15 protein-coding genes are annotated in these 15,865 nt (G+C 73.1%); 7 read left to right on the top strand and 8 right to left on the bottom strand.

All coding sequences use genetic code 11. From position 1 onward, the window contains the following. Positions 1-15 precede the first annotated feature (15 nt). Both E0F75_RS03210 and E0F75_RS03205 read right to left on the bottom strand, forming a co-directional pair. A complete protein-coding gene (locus tag E0F75_RS03210; RefSeq protein WP_187620859.1) occupies positions 16-432 on the bottom strand; it encodes a universal stress protein in 417 nt (138 codons plus the stop codon). 1 nt (position 433) lies between these two features. Beyond that, a complete protein-coding gene (locus E0F75_RS03205) occupies positions 434-1,933 on the bottom strand; it encodes an APC family permease (RefSeq protein WP_187620858.1) in 1,500 nt (499 codons plus the stop codon). Positions 1,934-2,230: 297 nt separating this feature from the next. On the opposite strand from E0F75_RS03205, the gene E0F75_RS03200 reads away from it, so the two are divergent. Continuing rightward, the gene (locus E0F75_RS03200; protein ID WP_187620857.1) at positions 2,231-2,932 is read left to right on the top strand and encodes an RraA family protein; all 702 of its coding nucleotides are present in this window, start codon (positions 2,231-2,233) and stop codon (positions 2,930-2,932) included. Between the two features lie 54 nt (positions 2,933-2,986). Here E0F75_RS03200 and E0F75_RS03195 read toward each other — a convergent pair whose 3' ends face one another. Further along, the gene (locus E0F75_RS03195; RefSeq protein WP_073902499.1) at positions 2,987-3,424 is read right to left on the bottom strand and encodes an OsmC family protein; all 438 of its coding nucleotides are present in this window, start codon (positions 3,422-3,424) and stop codon (positions 2,987-2,989) included. A gap of 168 nt (positions 3,425-3,592) precedes the next feature. Here E0F75_RS03195 and E0F75_RS03190 point away from each other — a divergent pair, with 168 nt between their 5' ends. Continuing rightward, entirely contained in the window at positions 3,593-4,018 is a 426-nt protein-coding gene (locus E0F75_RS03190) for a hypothetical protein (RefSeq protein ID WP_187620856.1), read from the top strand. Positions 4,019-4,135: 117 nt separating this feature from the next. Here E0F75_RS03190 and E0F75_RS03185 read toward each other — a convergent pair whose 3' ends face one another. Then, positions 4,136-4,960: a type 1 glutamine amidotransferase gene (locus E0F75_RS03185; RefSeq protein WP_187620855.1), complete on the bottom strand. Its 825-nt coding sequence runs from the start codon at positions 4,958-4,960 to the stop codon at positions 4,136-4,138. Between the two features lie 187 nt (positions 4,961-5,147). On the opposite strand from E0F75_RS03185, the gene E0F75_RS03180 reads away from it, so the two are divergent. From E0F75_RS03180 to E0F75_RS03170, 3 genes are all read left to right on the top strand, one after another. Next, positions 5,148-5,606: a hypothetical protein gene (locus E0F75_RS03180; RefSeq protein ID WP_229312453.1), complete on the top strand. Its 459-nt coding sequence runs from the start codon at positions 5,148-5,150 to the stop codon at positions 5,604-5,606. Between the two features lie 195 nt (positions 5,607-5,801). Continuing rightward, positions 5,802-8,201 (top strand): molybdopterin cofactor-binding domain-containing protein, encoded by a 2,400-nt coding sequence (locus tag E0F75_RS03175; protein WP_187620854.1) that lies wholly within the window; start codon positions 5,802-5,804, stop codon positions 8,199-8,201. 17 nt (positions 8,202-8,218) lie between these two features. Further along, positions 8,219-8,698, top strand: a complete 480-nt coding sequence (locus tag E0F75_RS03170; RefSeq protein ID WP_030314833.1) for a (2Fe-2S)-binding protein — start codon at positions 8,219-8,221, stop codon at positions 8,696-8,698. A 130-nt stretch (positions 8,699-8,828) separates the two neighbouring features. Here the strand turns inward: E0F75_RS03170 and E0F75_RS03165 are convergent, their stop codons facing one another. Then, positions 8,829-10,322, bottom strand: a complete 1,494-nt coding sequence (locus E0F75_RS03165) for an FAD/NAD(P)-binding protein (RefSeq protein ID WP_229312452.1) — start codon at positions 10,320-10,322, stop codon at positions 8,829-8,831. Positions 10,323-10,441: 119 nt separating this feature from the next. Between E0F75_RS03165 and E0F75_RS03160 the strand changes: the two genes are divergently transcribed. Next, the gene (locus tag E0F75_RS03160; RefSeq protein ID WP_187620853.1) at positions 10,442-11,548 is read left to right on the top strand and encodes a helix-turn-helix transcriptional regulator; all 1,107 of its coding nucleotides are present in this window, start codon (positions 10,442-10,444) and stop codon (positions 11,546-11,548) included. 117 nt (positions 11,549-11,665) lie between these two features. On the opposite strand, the gene E0F75_RS03155 is transcribed toward E0F75_RS03160, so the two are convergent. Continuing rightward, entirely contained in the window at positions 11,666-12,040 is a 375-nt protein-coding gene (locus E0F75_RS03155; protein ID WP_187620852.1) for a MerR family transcriptional regulator, read from the bottom strand. A gap of 61 nt (positions 12,041-12,101) precedes the next feature. On the opposite strand from E0F75_RS03155, the gene E0F75_RS03150 reads away from it, so the two are divergent. Continuing rightward, entirely contained in the window at positions 12,102-13,382 is a 1,281-nt protein-coding gene (locus E0F75_RS03150; protein ID WP_187620851.1) for an MFS transporter, read from the top strand. Positions 13,383-13,464: 82 nt separating this feature from the next. On the opposite strand, the gene E0F75_RS03145 is transcribed toward E0F75_RS03150, so the two are convergent. Then, complete coding sequence (locus tag E0F75_RS03145) at positions 13,465-14,301, bottom strand: hypothetical protein (protein WP_187620850.1); 837 nt, start codon at positions 14,299-14,301, stop codon at positions 13,465-13,467. Then, positions 14,301-15,575 carry a VWA domain-containing protein gene (locus E0F75_RS03140; protein ID WP_187620849.1) on the bottom strand — a complete coding sequence of 425 codons (1,275 nt, stop codon included), beginning with the start codon at positions 15,573-15,575 and terminating at the stop codon, positions 14,301-14,303. Before E0F75_RS03140 ends, E0F75_RS03145 begins: the two co-directional genes overlap by 1 nt. Positions 15,576-15,865 lie beyond the last annotated feature (290 nt).

The raw sequence follows: 15,865 nt of genomic DNA, 5'->3' as shown, positions 1-15,865 counted from the left end.
CCCGGGGGCGCGCGGTCATTCCTCCGGCGGCACGCACAGCACCGGCACGGTCGACATGTGGAGCAGCTTGTGGGGTGTGGAACCCAGCAGCGCGCCGCGCATCGGGCTCTCGCCCCAGCTGCCCACCACGATGACGCGGGCCGCGTGCCGGGTCGCCGCGTCGATGAGGGCCTGGGCCGGATTCTTGTCGAGCACCTCGACGACGGTCGGCACCCCCGCCCGGTCGGCCTCCGTGACCGCGTGCTCGAGGCCGGCGCGGCCGGTCTGGCGGATGGCCTCGTGGTGGGACCGGTACTCCTCGCCCAGCGGACCGGGCACCGCCGCGCCGTAGACCAGCACGAGCCGCTCGTCGAAAGCCGAGGCCACCTCGACCGCGATGCGCAGGGCGCGGGCCGCGCCGGGGGATTCGTCGTAACCGAGCACGACCGACATCTCAGTGCTCCTTGCCGTGCACCAGGTCGGGGTCGGCCACGCTCGGCCGCTCCTCCCAGAAGGCGGGAGACCGCAGCCGCCACACGATCATGACGAGCACCCCGGTGAGGGCGATGCCGATACCGATGACGAGCGGCGGCCCGAGGCCGAACCACGAGGTGCCGCTGTACGAGTTCGCGGGATCGGACATGTCGGAGACCGACCTCACCAGGAGCCAGGTCAGGAGCCCGGCACCGACGAGCGGGCCGAGCCCGATCAGCAGGAAGTTGTGGACGCTCTCGAGGAGATGACGCCGGTAGTAGACGGCGCAGGCGATTCCGGTGAGCGCGTAGTAGAAGGCGATCAGGAGCGACAGCGCGGTCAGCGAGTCGAAGAGGGCGTTGGTGCTGATCTGGTTCACCACCAGGTACCAGGCGATGGCGATGCCGGCGACCCACCACGTACTCACGTCGGGGGTACGGAAGCGGGGGCTGATGTGGCCGTAGTGCGCGGGCAGCGCACGCCGGCGGGCCATGGAGAGCGCCGTCCGCGAGGCCGGGATGATCGTCGTCTGGGTGGAGGCGATGGCGGACGTGGAGACGGCCAGGAGCAGCACCCAGTCCCAGCCGCCCAGCACATCGGTGGCGAGCTGGGCGAAGATGAACTCCTCCTCGCCCGCGTTCTCCGCGAGGAACGCCGGACCGGCGTACGCGACGACCGCGAACCCGACCGACACGTACGTGACCAGCAGGATGACGGTCGACCAGAGGCCGGCCTTGCCGGGAGCGGTCGCGGAGTCCTTGACCTCCTCGGTGAGATTGACCGCCGACTCCCAGCCCCAGTAGATGAACACGCCGAGCAGCAGCCCGCCGGTCAGCGCCGCGCCTCCGGCGCCGAAGGGGTTCAGCCAGCTGAGGGCGGGTTCGACGGAGTCGTACGCGCTCGTGCCGTCGTACACCTTGTACATCGCCACACCCACGAAGATCAGCAGGAAGGCGACCTGCGCGAGGATGAGGACGTTCTGCACATGGGCCGACAGCTCGGTGCCGATGACGCAGACGGCCGTCATCACCAGGATCAGGAGCACGGTGAGGGACTGCCGTACGAAGGCGTTGTCCACCCAGCTGTCGAGGCCGAAGGAGAGCAGCGCGAAGCTCACGGCCACGTCCGCGAGCGAGCCGACGACCAGGACGCCGGTCATCGCGATGGCCCAGCCACCGAGCCACCCGGCCCACGGGCCCATCGCGCGCGTGACCCAGGAGAACGTCGTGCCGCAGTCCTGGTCCACCTTGTTCAGGTAGTAGAACGCGGACGCGATGAGCAGCATCGGGACGAAGGACGCGAACATCACGCCGGGCGCGTAGATCCCGGCGAGCGCGACGATCGGGCCGATGACGGCGGCCAGGGAGTACGCGGGGGAGGTCGAGTTGAGTCCGATGACGAGGGCGTCGACGAACCCGATCGCATTGGCCTTCAGACCCGGGGGGCGACCGGCGGGTGAGGCGGCATCCTCTGCGGCCATGGTGCCTCGCTCTGGAGAGGTATGCCTTCATCGTAGGGAGGGAGGGCCGGGCCTGCACGCCAGGAGCGCGCGGCGGACGGGGGCCGGGCGCGCGAGGCCGGGCGCGTGAGGCCGGGTCGGGCCCACGCCGTCGGCCGTTCGCAGGCCGTCGGCCGGGCGCAGGAACATGAGCCGTTCGCGGGACGTCGGCCGGGCGTAGGACGTGAGCCGTTCGCGGGACGTCGGCCGGTCGCACACGGTCACCCGATAGCATCGCGCAGCCCGCCGTACCGTACTCGTCACCGAACGGAACGCCTGATGCCGAAGGATCTGGACGACTTCGCGGAGCTCTCCACCCCTCTCGTCGCCGACGCCTGCGTGCGCCTCGGCGAGCCGCTGCGCGCCGCGCCCGCCGGGATTCTGCCCGTCGTCGCGGGGCGGCGGCTCGCCGGGCGGGCGCTGCCCGTACGCCACTACGGCAGCGTCGACGTCTTCCTGGAGGCGTTCACCCGGGCCGGGCCCGGTGACGTCCTCGTCATCGACAACGCGGGCCGCCGCGACGAGGCCTGCATCGGCGACCTCGCCGTCCTGGAGGCGGAAGCGGCGGGTGTCGCCGGGGTCGTCGTCTGGGGCCTGCACCGGGACACGCCCGACCTCGTCGAGATCGGGCTGCCCGTCTTCTCGTACGGACGGCATGCGCCCGGCCCCGTACGTGTCGACCCCCGGGACCCCGACGCGCTGACCACGGCCCGGTTCGGCGAGCATGCGGTGACCGCCGCCGATGTCGTCTTCGCCGACGACGACGGTGTGCTCTTCGTGTCGGCCGACCGGGTGGACGCCGTCCTCGAGGTGGCCCGCACGCTGTTCCGCACGGAGCGGGACCAGGCCCGCCGCATCAGGGCGGGGGAGACGCTGCGCGCCCAGACCGGGTTCGACGCCTATCTGGCGGCCAGGGCCGAGGACCCCACGTACACCTTCCGGCAGCATCTGCGCCGGATCGGCGGCGCGATCGAGGAGTGAACCGGGGCGTGCGGCGGGGGATACCGGGGCGTGCGGCGGGGGATGCGGTGGGGATCAGCCCTCGAAGCCGACCGTGCCGTCCGGCAGGATCGCCTCCACGCGCGCGCCGTGCTCCACGGTACGGCTCACCGTGCAGAACTTCTCGTGCGTCAGACGCACCCCGCGGGCGAACACCTCCGCCGCCTTCGGGTTGTTGTCCGGCAGCTCGAACTCGTAGCTGACCCGGATACGGCCCACCCGGCCGTCGTCCTCGGGCCCGGAGACCGACTCCACCACGATCTTCAGGTCGTCGTGGTCCACGGCCCGCGCGGTCCGGTCCACGACGAGCCCGCCGCAGCCGCCCATCGCCGCGAGCAGCAACTCGACCGGGGTGAACGAGGGCTGCGCGTCGGCGTCGTCGGCGGCGGCCATCCGGACCTCCGCGCCCCGGTCGTTCCGGGCGGTCCAGTTCCGGTACCCGGTGCGGACGGTCTCGATCCGGTAGTCGGCCATGGCGGCGGTCTCCTTCGTTCTGGGGTGCGTGCTCGTACGGTACGGCGCCGCGATCAAGCAACCCCACCACCCCCGCCCGGCCAAGGGGACGCGCCGGGCAGGCACTCACCGGAGAGGTGAGTACCGGGACTCATGTGCGCGGACGGGACCGGGGGATGGGATGGGGTCATGCCCCACCGCACCCTTCCCGTCGCCACCGGCCCGGAGACCACCGGCCGTGAGCACATCGGCCCGGAGCCCACCGGCCCCGCCCCCGACGGCGACGAGCACACCCCGCATGCCTGGATCGCCCCACTCGTCGCCACCGTCCTCACCCTGCCGCTCGCGTTCGTCGCGTTCATCGGTGTGGCTCTCTCCCCGATGGCCTGCGACCCCTGCTCCGGGCCGAGAAGCGCCGAGTTCAGCGCGGACTTCGTGCCGGCCTTCTGGACCTTCCTCGTCGGCCTGGTGCTGCCGCTCGGGCTGCTCGTCACGAGCTGGGCCCTGCCGCGCCGCCGCCGCCACACGGCCCGCCGCCTGACGACGGCCGCCCTGGCCCCGCTCTCCGTCGTGCTGCTCTATCTCCTCTTCCTGGGGCTCGTCGACTGGCCCTAGTCGAGCGTTTCCGCACGCGGAGGCGCGCCGGTCGCGCCGGCGCACGCCTCGTTCCCCTCGGGATCGGCCAACACCCGGTTCGACGTGCCGCAGCCCGGCCGGCGGTTCCTCCGGACGCTAACGCCTCGCGTCCGCGTGGGCCCGGACCACCGCTCCCCAGGCCTCCGCCACCGCGCCCCAGACCGTGCGGAGTTCGGGCTCCGCGTCCCGTACCGCGGCCGGCAGGGCCTCCGGGTCGGTGCCCGACTCCCGTATCCGCTCGCCGTCCTCGGCCGCCCACTCCGCCACCGTGTTCCCACCCGCCTCCGGATGGAACTGCACCGCCCAGCCGGCGCTCCCGACCCGGAACGCCTGGTACGGGCAGTCGTCGCCCGTCAGCAACGGGACCGCGCCGGGTGGCAGCCGGTCCACGTCGTCCCAGTGCCACTGCGCCGCGAGGGCGCCGTCCGGCACTCCTCCGAGCACCGGATCCTCCGTCGCGGCCGGCAGCCTCCGGAGCGGTACGGCGCCCAACTCCGGTCCCTGGGGACGTGTCGTGACCGAACCGCCCAGGGCATGGGCGACGATCTGGCCGCCCAGGCAGATCCCGAACAGCGGTATCTCCTCGGTCACGGCTTCCCGGACGAGCCCCCGGACACCTGGCAGCCAGGGAGCGGCCTCGTCGTCCGCGCAGTTCACCGCTCCACCGAGGACCAACAGCCCCGCATGGCCGCCCAGGTCGGCCGGCAGCGCCTCGCCCTCCCAGGCGCGCACCACGTCGAGCCGGAGGCCTGCCCGTACGAGGCGCTCACCGACGAGCCCCGCGCCCGCCTCCTCCTCGTGCTGCACCACGAGCACGGCGGCGGGCACGGACGCGGTACCTATCGGCGCCCGGCTCCCGGCTATCTCCACCGCCTCAGCCGCCTCCGCCGTCCCCGTCGCTTCTGTCGTCTCCGTCGTCACGGTCGGTCCGCCTCCCATGGCCCGCCCGGGAACGCCTCGTCGCGTTCGCCGAACCCGAGGATCGCGGAAGAAACGTTCGCGCGGGACCCCTCGGGGGCTCTTGCGCGATCACGTCTGAGTAGCCACCCGCGCCCGTCTGAGTACCTGGACCGATACGGCGCCGCCCGCGCGCTGCTGGACTGTGACCATGACCTTCGACGTCCTGCGCACCCGCCCCCTCCAGCACGTCACCGCCACCGGCACGGCACTCGCCGTCGCCCTCGGTCCGGTGGTCGTCGGTGCGTTGCTCGCCCGGTCGGTGGGCGGTGACCCGATGGCATCCGTCAACGCCCTGATCGCGGGCGGCGGCCAGCGCGCCAGGATCTCGTCCGCCCAGCTCCGCTCGTCCGCCCTGCGCCGCTCGGGCGCGCGACTCCGCTCCCGGGCGACGCGGGGGGCCGTCCGCCCGCCCCGAGGCGCCCGTACGGCACCGGTTCGCAGGCTCGCCCGTACGGCTCCGCTGCCGCGCCGGGCCGGATCAGCCGCGCGGTTTGCGCGCCAGGAGGAAGCCCTGCGGCGTCTTCTCCTGGGGGTGCGGCTCACGGACCAGACGGGCCGACTCGACGAGGCCGGCCGCCGCCAGGAGCTCGGCGACGTGGTCCGGTGACCAAGCGGTACACGTCGAGCGTGACCTCGTGGCCGTACGCCCGCTCAAGGCGTACGCGCCCTCTCCCCGGCTTGACGGTGACCTGACACTCGCCGGGTCGAACGACTCCCCACGGGCACCCACATGAGCGATGATCATCACATCCGAGGAGGCATCCGGGCGTCAGCTTCGGGGCCATGACGAAGGGCACACCGAATGGCGAGGCGGCACCCCGTGCGGGACGACCACCCCACGAGCGGCAGCGGGGACGGAACCGCGCGTCCCGAGGGTGCGGACGGTGACGACGCGACACGCGGTACCAGCCGGCGCCGCTTCCTCGGGTACGTCCTCGCCGCCCCCACCCTCACCGTCGCCGCACAGCTCGGCGCCGAGGCGCTCGCGCCCCGGCAGGCCGCCGCCGCGGCCCCGGCGCTCATCCCCTCGCTTCCCGGACCCGCCGAACTCCTCGACCTCAACGAGCTGCTCACCCTCGCGGCCCTGCCCACCAGCCACCTCATCACCATCCGTCTCGACGAGGACGGCACCGCCCACTTCGCGCTGCCCCGCGCCGAGGTCGGCCAGGGCATCACCACCTCCAGCGCCATGATCGTCGCCGAGGAACTCGACCTGCCCCTGGACAAGGTCAAGGTCACGCTCGCCGACGCGCGGCCCGAGCTGCTCTTCAACCAGCTGACCGGCGGCTCCAACACCACGTACTCCACCTACCACCCCCTGCGCGTCGCCGCCGCCGTCGCCCGCGGCCGGCTCCTGCGCGCCGCCTCCCTCGTCCTCGGCGAGGCCGTCGGCACCCTCACCACCAAGGCCGGCGCCGTCCTCTCCCCGGCCGGCGCGCTGCTCGGCTACGGCGAGCTCGCGGTGAAGGCGGCCGCCGTGTCCGACACCGCCGTCGAGGTCACCCTCAAGGACTCCGACCGCTTCCGGCTCATCGGCACCGGGCAGCGCCGCGTCGACGCCCTCGAAGCGATCACCGGCCGCAAGAAGTTCGCGATGGACCTCCAGGTCCCGGACGCCCTGCCCACCATGGTCTGCCGCCCGCCCACCATCAACGGCACGGTCCGCTCCGTCGCCAACCTCGCCGAGGTCCGGGCCATGCCCGGCGTCACCGACGTCGTCGCCGTCTCCACCGGCGTCGCCGTCCGCGGCCGCACCTTCGGCCAGTGCGTCGACGCCGTGCGCGCCCTCCGGGTCGACTGGGGACCCGGCACCGCAGAGGGCGCCTCCGACGCGACCGTCCTGGCGAAGCTCCGCCGGGCCGAACTGCCCCTGGTCGTACCGGCGCTGCCGCTGCTCACCAAGGCCGTCGACGCCCGCTTCACCTTCCACTTCGCCAGCAACGCCGCCCTGGAGACCAACTGCGCGATCGCCGACGTCCGGGAGGACTCCGCCGAGATCTGGGGCTCGCTCAAGGCCCCGATCGTCGCCCAGGAGCAGATCGCCCTGAAGCTCGGTCTGCCGGTCTCCGCCGTCCGCGTCCATGTCACCGAGGGCGGCGGCTCCTTCGGCCGCAAGCTCTTCCACGACGCCGCCGACGAGGCCGTCGAGATCTCCCGCGCCATGGGCAAGCCCGTCAAGCTGATGTGGCACCGGACCGACGACTTCCGCCAGGGCCGCACGCACCCGATGTCCACCTCGCGCGTCCGCGCCACGTACACGCTCGGCGAGGTCCTCACGTACGAGCAGCGGCACACCTCCGTGGCCACCGACTTCGGGCACGGCATCGGCGAGGTCCTCACGGCCGAGGCGGCCCGGCTGCCCGTCGGCGACCTCGCGTTCTCCCAGACGATGTTCCAGCTCACCCAGATCAGCCCCTACCACCTCGGTGTCACCACCCAGCTGCTCTCCGAGACCGACAAGGGCTTCAACACCGGGTCGATGCGCAACATCTACTCGCCCAACGTCCGCTGCGCACAGGAACTCGTCATGGACGAACTGGCCCGGCGCATGGGGCAGGACGGGTACGCGATGCGCCGCCGGCTCCTGAAGGACCCGCGCGCCCGCGCCGTCCTCGACAAGGTCGCCGAGGTGGGGGAGTGGGGCCGCGCCATGCCCGCCGGCACCGCCCAGGGCATCGCCGTCCACACCGAGTACCACTCCGTCGTCGCCATGCTCGTCGAGATCGACTGCCGCCCCGGGACCACCGGGCGGAAGATCCCCGGCGCGGTCACCGGACCTCGGGTGACCAAGGTGGTCTGCGCCGTCGACGTCGGTCTGGCCGTCAACCCGCGCGGCCTGGAGGCCCAGATGATGGGCGGCATCTCGGACGGCATCGCCATCACCCTGACGTCCGGCCTCCACCTGCGCGACGGCCACTTCCTCGAAGGCAGCTGGGACCAGTACTTCTACACCCGGCAGTGGAACACCCCGCCCGAGCTCGAGATCATCGTGATGCCCTCGACCGGCGACAAGCCCGGCGGCGCGGGCGAACTCGCGGTCGCCGGCGCCATGGCAGCCGTCGCCTGCGCCTACGGCCGGGCCACCGGAGCCATGCCGACGGTCTTCCCCGTCAACCACGCCGATCCGCTCGCGTTCACCCCCCTGCCGACCGTCCCGCCCGTCCCCGCCTCGCCGACCGACGGCCGCGACCGCGCCCTCTGAGACCTGGAGCAGCATCCGTGCCGCAGCACACCTTCATCCTGAACGGCAAGGCCGTCACCGCCGACGTCGAGGGCGACGTCCGGCTCCTCTGGGTCCTCCGGGACGTCCTGGGCGTCACCGGACCCAAGTACGGCTGCGGGGTCGGCGTCTGCCGGGCCTGTACGAGCCACCTGAACGGCAAGGCGTTCACGCCCTGCGCCGTGCCCGTCGAGGACCTCGCCCCGAACGACGAGGTCACCACCATCGAGGGGCTCCCCGACACCGTCGGAAGCGACCTCCACCCCATGCAGGAGGCCTGGCTCGACCTCGACGTCGCCCAGTGCGGCTACTGCCAGCCTGGCCAGATCATGACCGCGGTCGCGGAGGTGCGCCGGGCCCGCGAGGCCGGGCGCGAGATCACCGAGGCGGACCTGGACACGATCCGCAACATCTGCCGGTGCGGGACCTACCACCGCATCCGGCAGGCCGTGCTCGACGGCGCGCGCAGGATGACCTGACCTGAGAAGCAGTGTCCCGACCGAACGCGATCGCTTGATTCCTGCTGAAAGGCTTCCCTCGCCGGCCGGGCCGTCCATGGCCCGGCCGGCGAGGGAAGAGCCACGCCTCGACCGGTGATCCGCCGGGGATTCAGTACCTGGCCGCGACGATCGTCTGCGCGGCCCCTGCGGCTTGGGCCGCTATGCCCGCAATGCTCGACGTGATGAACGGACCGCCCCCGGCGAGGTCTCCCACCACGTGCAGACGCGGGTCGGCGGGAACCAGCCCCCCGGCCGGGTGCAACTCGGCCGAGCCGTCGGCCAGCAGGGCCGTGACCAGCGAGCCGGCCGTCCGAGGGATCGCTCGCGGCAGCGGATTCACGGCGTTGACGACGACGTCGAAAGTGCGTTCGCCGTCGTCGCCGTGCACCCGGAACACCCCGTCCGCAGCCTCGATCTTGCGGACGCCCGCGGCGACAGAGAGTTGCCCGGAGTCCAACAGCCGCATCATGGTGGCGGCGTTCACCGGGACCATCGGTGAGGCCACGCTCGTCGCCGTACGGAAGTGATGCCGCAGCCGCATGCGGTCGGGCTCGGGCAGCAGCCGCCACGCGTACGGGCCGACGCTGTGCGCCGTCTCCTGGAGGACCCGGCGGCCGATCCCGGAGTCGTCGACAGCGGCCAATTGCGCCCGCAAGCGGTGGACCGGCTCTTCAGTCTCGGCCGCCAGCAGTTCGGCCACGAACGCTTCGAAGTCCTCTCCCGTCTCCGCCAGCTCGGCGCGCATCAGCCCGATGAGGTCATCGAGGGTGACGACACCGTGCTGCCGGTGCAGCGCCGCCACCCGCTCGGCGGTCACGTGCCGCGGCCGGTGGTCGACCGGGCGCTGCCAGACGTGGGGCAGCACACCGCTGCGGGACAGCAGCGTGATCGGCCCGGTGTGCCCGCGCGCGGCGAGCGACACGACGACGTCGACCGCCGTCAGGCCGCTCCCGATGACCGCGATGTCGCTGCCGGGCGGCACCCTGTCGAGTGTGCGTGCCAGCGGGTACGGATCATCCACGAAACCGGAGGCGCCGCCGAGACCGTAGTGGTCCTGCGGTGTCCCCCCGCCCACGCACAGAGCCACGTGGCCGGCCTCGTGCCCACGTCCGTCCTCGGTGCGCAGCGACCAGTCGGCCCCGGACCGGGCCACCCCGGTGACGCGGGCGGTCACGATGCGAACCCGCCAGCCGTCTTCGCGCAGGGTGGCCAACGCCGTCTCCGCGGTGTGCGTCAGGTATGCGCCGTAGAGCGCGCGCGGAACCAGCGGCCGGCCCAGCCGTTCGTCGAGGTGGGCGGTGCCACGCGTGCCCAGCCAGGCCGCGTAGTGCCCGAAGTCCCGATGGCGGATCGACATGATGGCCGGTGGTGCGTTGACCAACACCGTGTCCAGGTCCGGGCCGTAGGGGCGGCCTCGCCAAAGATGCGGGGACGGCTCGAACACCGTGATGGCCCCAGGGCTCTCGGCGGTGGCCGCCAGTGAGTCCAGCAGGCCGACGGCGGCGGCACCCGCTCCGACGATTGCGATGTCCATGTTCTTCCCTTCATATTCCGGGCCGCGCCGAACGGAGCCGCGGCCTCTACGAGCCTCGCCGCCGCCCATGCCGAGCCCCATCCCCCACGAGCGGTGACCTGCCGGGAATGACCCCCTCAAACGGGGGGTTGGCGCAGGACAAGAGGGCGGGCAGGCTGGCCTGCATCCACACCACGGGAGGGATCTCCATGCCTGATGCGCGCCGCCACGCCGAGGTGCTGTCAGGTCACGCCAAGGTGCTGTCGGGTGCGGAGGGGGCCACCGACACACGCGATCTCTTCAGCCGGACGTCCACCCACCTGCGACGGCTCGTCCCGTTCGACTCGGCCGTATGGGCGGCCACCGACCCGGAGACCGGCCTCATCACCGCGCCGATGCTGGTGGAGAACCTCGGCGCCGGCGAGAGCTGCGCCGATTACTGGGAAAGCGAACTCCTGGAGGAGAACGTCCTCCCGTTTCGGGATCTCGCCCGCGCCGCCGTCCCGGCGGCCGGCCTGCGCGCGGCCACCGGTGACCTGCCGGCACGCAGCGCGCGCTTCCGCCGGCTGCTCGGGAGCCAGGGCGTGGACGACGAACTACGGGCCGTGCTGCGGGTCGGCGACCGGCCATGGGCCGTGGTGAGCCTGTTCCGCATGCGCGGTGGCCTCCCGTTCGGTCCGGCCGAGACCACGCTGCTCGCCGGTCTGTCAGGTCCGCTGGCCTCCCGGGTACGCCGGTTCGCCCGCCCGTCGGCGTCCGGCGGCGCAACCGACGCACCCGCGCCCGGACTGGTGCTCTTCGGTCCCTCCGGCGAGCCGACGTCGATCAACGAGGAGGCGCGGCAGTACCTCTCGCAACTCCCTGAAGGCCCCTCCATCCCCTCGCAATTGGGCCTGAGGCTGCCGATCTGGGTGGTCGCCACCGCGCTACAGGCGCGGGCGATCGCCCGGGGCCGCGACCGGGCAGGCGGCGCGAGAGTGCGCATCCGGACCGTTGACGGCCGCTGGTTGACCTGCCACGCCTCCTGTCTCAGCGGCCCCGCTGGGCAACCCGGTCCCGTGGCACTCGTCATCGAGCCGGCGGCCGCCGCCGAACGGGCGGTCCTCATCGCCGAGGCGTACGGCCTGACGCCGCGCGAGCTGGAGATCACCCAGCTCGTCACGCGCGGGCTGCCCACCACCGAGATCGCCTCGACGCTGTTCATCTCCCCGCACACCGTGCGCGACCACCTCAAGGCCGTCTTCGGCAAGGCGGAGGTCAACACCCGAGGCGAACTCGTCGCGCGACTGTTCGCCGAGCACTACCGGCCCGTGTGAGCACCCCACCCCTCGGGCGTCGCCTTCGGGCCGTCCGCGCGGCGCCTGCTTCGGGCTGCCGCTCACGCGCGAGCGGCTGCGGGCGCCGGAGCGTACGGACGGCCCGGAGGGTCCCGGTCAGACGGACGGCGCCGGCTTCTCCCGTACCGCGTCCAGGTACTCCGCCACCGCGTCCCGGTTCCGGGTGAGGCAGCGGATCCGCTCGGTCATCCGGTCCCGCTCGTCCTCCAGGGTGGCCAGCATCTCCGGGGTGGCGTCCGGGAAATGGATGATTCGCGGCTTGTTCAGGCAGGGCAGGATCTGCTTGATGATCCGGGTCGGCAGACCGGCGTCCAGAAGGCCCCGGATCTGCATGACCCGGTCCAGGTTCGACTCGTCGTAGACCCGGTAGCCGTTCGGCAGCCGGTCCGCGACGATGAGGCCCTGCTCCTCGTAGTAGCGCAGCAGCCGGCGTGGTGTTCCGGTGCGCTCCGACAGTTCCCCGATCCGCATGGACGCCCCTCCAGGGACTCGCTTGACCTTCACATCAATGTGAGGGTTCGAGCATAGATCCATGGCCAACGACACGACAGCGGCGGCCCGTTCCGCCGCCCTCGGCACCTCTGAGACCCCTTCCACCCCCGAGACCCCTTCCACCCCCGAGGCTCGTGCCACCCCCGAGACCCCCTCCGGCCGGCTTCCGCTCCTCGCGCTGCTCGCCCTCGCCACCGCGGTCTTCGTCACGAGCCTCACCGAGACCCTCCCCGCCGGTGTCCTGCCCGGCATGAGCGCCGACCTCGGCGTCGGCGAGGCCGCCATGGGCCAGGCGGTCACCGTCTACGCCCTCGGTACCGCCCTCACCGCCGTCCCCCTGGCCGCCCGCACCGCCGCATGGCGCCGCAAGCGCCTGCTGCTCACCTCGGTCGCCGGATTCGCCGCCGCCAACACCGTGACGGCCGTCTCCTCCTCGTACGCCCTCACCATGGGCGCCCGGTTCCTCGCCGGGGTCGCCGCGGGCGTCGCCTGGGCCCTGCTCGCCGGATACGCCCGGCGCATCGCCCCGCCCCACCTCCAGGGCCGGGCCGTCGCCGTCGCCATGACCGGCATCCCCCTGGCGCTCTCCCTCGGCGTGCCGGCCGGCACCTTCCTCGGTGAGGCCGTGGGCTGGCGGATCGCCTTCGCCGCCATGACCGTGATCGCCGTCGTGCTCCTCGGCTGGATCGCCCTCGCCGTCCCCGACCTGCCGGGCGAGGCGCACGGTGGGCGCGCCCCGGTCGCCCGGACCCTGAGGGCGCCCGGTGTCCTCCCGGTCCTGGCCGTCACGTTCACCCTCGTCCTGGCCCACACCGTCCTCTACACCTACGTCGCCGCCTACCTCGGTCATCTCGGCCTGGCCGGCTCCACCGGCCTCGTCCTGCTGGTCTTCGGCGCCGCCTCGCTCGCCGGAATCTGGTTCACCGGACGGCACATCGACCGCAGGCTCCGGATCCTGACCCTCGGCGGCACGATCCTCGTCGCCGTGGCGGCCGCCGTGCTCGCCGTCCCGGCCGGCAGCACCGCGCTCGTCCTGACGGCCGCCGCGCTCTGGGGGTTCGGCTGGGGCGGCGCGCCCACCCTCCTCCAGACGGCCGTCGCCGACGCGGGCGGCGAGCACGCCGACACCGCCCAGACGCTGCTGGTCAGCCTCTGGAACGCGGCCATGGCGGCGGGCGGCATCGCCGGCGGTGTCCTGCTCGACGTCCTCGGCGCGGGCGCCCTCTCCTGGAGCGTGCTCGTCCTCCTCGTCCCGGTGGTGGCGATCGTGGCGGGGGCCCGCGTCCACGGTTTCCCTGCCCGCCCGGCCTCCCGCCGGTGAACCGGAGCGCCCGCGGACCGGAACACCCGAAGGCCCCCACCGCGTCGACGCGGTGGGGGCCTTCGGGTGTTCCGTGGACCGGTCAGGCGGCCGGCGGGACCCGGGACGGCCGTCCGACGCCGCGCGTCAGCACATAGCCGCCGATGCCCGCGAGGGCCGCGAGGATGCCGCCCGCCGCGGTCCAGAGCCAGCGGTCGGACCACCAGCCGGAGGACCAGCCGTCCTCCGGGGCCGCGGCCTCGACGGCGGAGGGCCGGCCGGCCTCCTCGTCGGCCTCCGCCTGGTCGGCCGTGGTCGCCCCGGGCACGAGCGGCGCGGCGAGCGAGCCGTCGGTCGCGTAGGCGCCGCCCTTGTCGACGGTGCTCACCCCGAGCCGGGCCGTGAACGGCTGGCCGAGGTCCTCGTCCGGCAGCGAGGTGGCGGTCAGCCGCACGTAGTAGCTGCCGGGCAGCGGGTCGTTGGACCAGGTGTCGGCCGAGGCGCGGACCGGCCGCAGCACACAGGTGAGCCGCACGGTCGCGGTCTCCTTCGCCGCGGCACGGGACTGGGTCCCGTACATGCACGGCTGACGCCGCCGGAGCCCGTCGTACACGTCGACCCGCCAGGTGGCGGGGCCGTGCCGCAGAGCCGCGTCGGGCAGGGTGACGGTGGCGTTCACCGTCGGCCGCTGCCCGGTGTCCGCCGGGAACACCCAGTACAGGTAGTCACCCGTGGCGGCCTGCGCGGTGGCCTCCTGCCCGGGGAGGAACCCGGCGGCCGTGCGGAACGTGGTGCCGGCCTCCGTCGGCCCCGCGGTGGAACCGTCCTTGCCCGAGGCGGTCGAGGGTGAGGGGGAGTCGGCCAGGGCGGCCGGGGCCGCGAGTCCGAGGAGAGCGGCGCCGGCGAGGGCGACCGTGGCGAGCGTGCGTACGGTACGCATCAGTGGGTCCTCCAGACAGCGACGCGCCAGCGGGACAGCCAGCCCCAGAGCAGACCGGCCACGAAGCCGACGAGCACCAGCGCGCCGAGCAGCCACCAGCCGCGGCCGAGACCGAACGAGGCCACGTCCGAGGCGGTCGACGGGCCGTCGACGACGTCCACCGTCAGCTCGATGGGCATGCCCGGCGTCGTCTTGACCGACGGGGGAGCGGAGAACGAGTTGCTGACCTGGAGACAGACCGTCTCCGCGGCAGGCTTGCCGTCCTCGGGCTCGTCGTCGAGCTCCGGCTTCGGGTAGCGCAGCCCCGTCGAGATGACGTCGGTGCGTCCGTCACCGGCCTCGGAGCCGCGGACGATCTCCCGGCCGTGGCGGGTGACGGCGCGCAGCAGCACGCCGTAGTCGTTGTTGACGGCGCGGTCGGCCGACACACTGACGGAGGCGCGGAGTTCCTGACCGGGCAGCAGGTCCACCCGGTACCAGCGGTGCTGGCCGAAGGCCTCGCGGTCGGTGTACAGGCCGGGCTTGAGCTGCGGCGCGTCGGCGCAGCGCAGCGCGCCCTCGGTGGCCACGGGCGTGACGACCGGGTCGGCGGCACGGTCGACCAGCTGCCGGACGCGGCGGGAGAGGTCCTCGGTGCGGTGGATGGAGGTGTACGTGCCTCCGGTGGCCTCCGCGATGCAGGTGAGCTGCTGCCGGGTCTTGGCGTCCGGCACCAGGCCCAGGGTGTCGATGACGAGATGGATGCCCTTCGCCGCGATCTCGCGCGCCACCTGGCACGGGTCGAGCGGGGCGCAGGTGTCCTCGCCGTCCGTGATGAGGACGATCCGCCGGGTGGCGTCACCGCCCTCCAGGTCCTCGGCCGCTCCGAGCAGCGCCGGACCGATCGGGGTCCAGCCGGTCGGGGCCAGGGTGGCCACGGCGGTCTTGGCCTCGGTCCGGTCGAGCGGGCCCACCGGGTAGAGCTGCCGGGTGTCCTTGCAGCCCCGCTTGCGGTCCTGCCCCGGGTAGTCGGCGCCCAGGGTGCGGATGCCCAGCCGGACCTCCGAGGGCACCGCGTCGAGGACCTCGTTGAAGGCCTGCTTGGCCGCGGCCATCCGGGACTTGCCGTCGATGTCCTTGGCCCGCATGGAGCCGCTCACGTCGAGGACGAGCTCGACCTTGGGGGATTCCTTCGCCACCGGTGCGTCCGCGGTCGCGCCCGTCGGCAGGAGCGCGACGCTCAGGGCGGCGAGCAGCGCGCAGGCCCCGGTCGCCAGCCGTTTTCTCGTGATCATCGCCGGATCGTATTGATGATCCTCCGACAATCCAAAACGGGGGTGCGTGCCCAGGCCTGAGATGCGGTCAGAACGGGGAGACCGGGCGGCTCGCCGCGACGGTCCCTCCGCGAGCGGATCGGGCGGCGCGTCCGCTGTCTCCTCGACGAACTCGGCCTCACGGCAGCCCCCCAGGGGGCTCGCGCACCGGCGGGGTGGAGCGCGGCTGGGCGAAAGCCGGGTGAGAGGCTGTGGGCGGGCGCGCCGAAGTGTGGGGGAAACACGTGGGTTTGCCGACTTTGACCGATGCC

The organism is Streptomyces sp. CB02980 (assembly GCF_014451325.2).
Lineage (GTDB): Bacteria > Actinomycetota > Actinomycetes > Streptomycetales > Streptomycetaceae > Streptomyces.
Note: the sequence above shows the minus strand (reverse complement) of the source record. Positions and strands in the feature narration are given on the sequence as shown.

What these genes read in the sequence shown, in the direction of transcription:
- E0F75_RS03210 (WP_187620859.1), bottom strand. Translation starts at nt 432, where the DNA reads ATGTCGGTCGTGCTCGGTTACGACGAATCCCCCGGCGCGGCCCGCGCC.
- E0F75_RS03205 (WP_187620858.1), bottom strand. Translation starts at nt 1,933, where the DNA reads ATGGCCGCAGAGGATGCCGCCTCACCCGCCGGTCGCCCCCCGGGTCTG.
- E0F75_RS03200 (WP_187620857.1), top strand. Translation starts at nt 2,231, where the DNA reads ATGCCGAAGGATCTGGACGACTTCGCGGAGCTCTCCACCCCTCTCGTC.
- E0F75_RS03195 (WP_073902499.1), bottom strand. Translation starts at nt 3,424, where the DNA reads ATGGCCGACTACCGGATCGAGACCGTCCGCACCGGGTACCGGAACTGG.
- E0F75_RS03190 (WP_187620856.1), top strand. Translation starts at nt 3,593, where the DNA reads ATGCCCCACCGCACCCTTCCCGTCGCCACCGGCCCGGAGACCACCGGC.
- E0F75_RS03180 (WP_229312453.1), top strand. Translation starts at nt 5,148, where the DNA reads ATGACCTTCGACGTCCTGCGCACCCGCCCCCTCCAGCACGTCACCGCC.
- E0F75_RS03175 (WP_187620854.1), top strand. Translation starts at nt 5,802, where the DNA reads ATGGCGAGGCGGCACCCCGTGCGGGACGACCACCCCACGAGCGGCAGC.
- E0F75_RS03165 (WP_229312452.1), bottom strand. Translation starts at nt 10,322, where the DNA reads ATGGGCGGCGGCGAGGCTCGTAGAGGCCGCGGCTCCGTTCGGCGCGGC.
- E0F75_RS03160 (WP_187620853.1), top strand. Translation starts at nt 10,442, where the DNA reads ATGCCTGATGCGCGCCGCCACGCCGAGGTGCTGTCAGGTCACGCCAAG.
- E0F75_RS03155 (WP_187620852.1), bottom strand. Translation starts at nt 12,040, where the DNA reads ATGCGGATCGGGGAACTGTCGGAGCGCACCGGAACACCACGCCGGCTG.
- E0F75_RS03150 (WP_187620851.1), top strand. Translation starts at nt 12,102, where the DNA reads ATGGCCAACGACACGACAGCGGCGGCCCGTTCCGCCGCCCTCGGCACC.
- E0F75_RS03145 (WP_187620850.1), bottom strand. Translation starts at nt 14,301, where the DNA reads ATGCGTACCGTACGCACGCTCGCCACGGTCGCCCTCGCCGGCGCCGCT.
- E0F75_RS03140 (WP_187620849.1), bottom strand. Translation starts at nt 15,575, where the DNA reads ATGATCACGAGAAAACGGCTGGCGACCGGGGCCTGCGCGCTGCTCGCC.